Consider the following 2,370-nt stretch of genomic DNA (forward strand, 5'->3'; position numbering starts at 1 on the left):
CAAGTGTGAGAAATCCGCGTCGACAGTGGTGCTCGCGCTCACTTCCGGCTCAAATTCTAAGTTCTGAAACAAGCTTCTCCCGCCTAAAAAACGGGAGAAAAAGGGAAAATATGAATTCCCTACATTATTTTAGGATCATGAGCAGAGGAGTTCGAAAAATCCACTTTTCCTAACCGAGTGACAATCATAACTCATTGATATTTCAATAAGTTAAAATATCTGAACGGCAGTTTTTTCGAACACTCCATATGTGAAGTTATTTTTGCTTGTTCCTGCCCACAAGAATGATCTTTAACACTTTCCAAAAATATCTATAATTATTAATATAATTCCCATTTTTACTCTATATTTTTCACCGAACGTCTGGCTTGATTGTAATTGCACAAGGCTTTGGCTGCCCGATCTGTGTTGCTGCGATCCGACAGTCCCGGATCTTCGACTGATTGTCTTGCATTACCTGATTTTCCCATACGAAATTGTTCCATTGATCCGGTCGTGCTGTCCGCATCATCTCTTCCCCGGAATCCCATCGATCCTGTCCCCCGACAATGAACGATGCCACGCGCTCATCAAAATGCTTCCAGGTGATGTGATTAAACAGGGGCGGTGCAATCCCCACCCCAAACAGAAATGCCATGATCCCGATAAAAATCATCCAGAACCATTGATCACGTCGATTGTTAGCCTGACCGATAATCAACGCCAGCGCCTGCCGCTCTTTCCCGACCTCTCCGATCGCCTTTTCGAAGATACCTTCCAGTCTCCGGCTGGCGGCCAGTCCTTCCTCCCGTATCCCCTGCCCATAAGCTTGTGGCGTCATTTTCAGCGTCGGACTGGCCTCAATCACCTTCATATGCGCCCCGACCGCGTTCATGGCCTTCACGACACGGGCCAGATCTTCCGTGTAATCCGGTGGCCGGTTATCCCGCCATGCCTGCGGCAACGCTTCGACGCTGCGTCGGAGCACCGTCATTTCAGCGCACAGATCTTCAAAGGCACGAGCTGCCGGATCTGTCTCGCTCATGACGCTTCTCCTTCAGTAATGAAACCGGCACTGGGCAATCTCGATTCGCTGATCCTCTCCCGCGCGCCCCTGAACCCGGTAGACCAGACGATGTTCTCCCGTAATCCGTCGGGACCACCACCCAGAAAGCTGCCCCTTCAGGGGTTCCGGCTTCCCTATCCCCTGAAACGGATGCCGACGCACATCCTCGATCAGGGCATTGATCTTCTCAAGAACCGCATTGTCTGACTGAAACCACGAAAGATAATCCTCCCAGCCATCTTCATGAAAAATGACTTTCACGCTGACGGTTCACCCTGAGGCTCCAGAAGATCATGCTCGGTTGCCGCCCCGTGCTCGATGTCACGAATGCTCCGCAACAGCCTCTCCGCGTTGCGTGGGCTGCTCAGGAGATGCACGGTTTCCTGCCAGCCGGAGAATTCTTCTTCCGACATCAGCACGACACTGCCTTTCCCGGTCTTGCGGGTCACGACAATCGGCGCACGGCTGTTCACTGCTTCGTCCAGATAATGCGCCAGGTTCTGGCGCAGGTCGGTATAGGAAACATAGGTCATGATCGATCCTCCATGTCCACCATAACGTACAGTTTTCTGTACGTCTCCTGTTTTGCATCTCCCTCTCGATACCGCGTGGTCTGGAGCGAGACACGGCCAGCCCCCACAGATTGAAAACCCGCACACCTGCCGCCTCGAAAGGCGACACGTCGTGGCTGGCCAGAACACGCTGCTCCGGGACGGGCCTCCTCGTCTCCATGATCACGTTGGTATCAAGCAGCAGGATCATTCGAAGGACATTGCCTCGGCCGGGGTCTGATCGCGGGTCTGCAAGACCGCGATATCCTGATCACGCACACCGGCCTCACGACCGATGGCCCCCAGAAGCGATCCCAGCCGAACGGCCTCTTCTTTTTTCTGCATGTCCTCTCCAGTCACCGCGCCGAAATCAGACAACCCGTTCCAGCCCCAGATGTGTCACAAACGGATCAAAGTCCCGGTCACTGTAAAGAAGCCGATACCCGCTTACGATGCATCGTGTGGCAATCAGGGTATCAATGGTCTTCCGAATGGTGATGCCTCTGGCGCGCAGATCACGAAAATATCGTGCCGCCTCGATCATGACATCACGTCCCCCGATCTCTACCAGATCCAGGGCACCAAGCATCCGCCGTGCCTTGTTGAAATCCCGCTCATTCGCAAATCCCTGAAGAACTTCCGTCATCATCAGATCCCCAATGGCGACAGGTTCTTCTCCCAGAAGCCGGTCCAGAGCATCAACCTGTGGCGTAACCGTACCTCGGAAAAAATCGATCCAGACCGATGAATCGACGCGGATTTCTCACACTTGAG

General features: G+C 53.1%; 5 protein-coding genes. All 5 read right to left on the reverse strand.

Annotated features, from left to right (window positions below; genetic code table 11):
* Positions 1-352 precede the first annotated feature (352 nt).
* Complete coding sequence (locus AD928_RS14890; RefSeq protein WP_061507498.1) at positions 353-1,024, reverse strand: DUF6118 family protein; 672 nt, start codon at positions 1,022-1,024, stop codon at positions 353-355.
* A gap of 12 nt (positions 1,025-1,036) precedes the next feature.
* On the reverse strand, positions 1,037-1,306 hold the full coding sequence (locus AD928_RS00350) for a Txe/YoeB family addiction module toxin (RefSeq protein WP_014106724.1): 270 nt from the start codon (positions 1,304-1,306) through the stop codon (positions 1,037-1,039).
* On the reverse strand, positions 1,303-1,578 hold the full coding sequence (locus AD928_RS00355) for a type II toxin-antitoxin system Phd/YefM family antitoxin (RefSeq protein WP_010668421.1): 276 nt from the start codon (positions 1,576-1,578) through the stop codon (positions 1,303-1,305). Before AD928_RS00355 ends, AD928_RS00350 begins: the two co-directional genes overlap by 4 nt.
* Before the next feature lie 225 nt (positions 1,579-1,803).
* Positions 1,804-1,941, reverse strand: coding sequence for a hypothetical protein (locus AD928_RS00360; RefSeq protein ID WP_026019313.1), 138 nt, complete (start codon positions 1,939-1,941; stop codon positions 1,804-1,806).
* A 25-nt stretch (positions 1,942-1,966) separates the two neighbouring features.
* Complete coding sequence (gene vapC, locus AD928_RS00365; RefSeq protein ID WP_062247362.1) at positions 1,967-2,356, reverse strand: type II toxin-antitoxin system VapC family toxin; 390 nt, start codon at positions 2,354-2,356, stop codon at positions 1,967-1,969.
* Between the last annotated feature and the right edge of the window lie 14 nt (positions 2,357-2,370).

The organism is Acetobacter cerevisiae (assembly GCF_001580535.1).
GTDB classification, from domain to species: domain Bacteria; phylum Pseudomonadota; class Alphaproteobacteria; order Acetobacterales; family Acetobacteraceae; genus Acetobacter; species Acetobacter cerevisiae.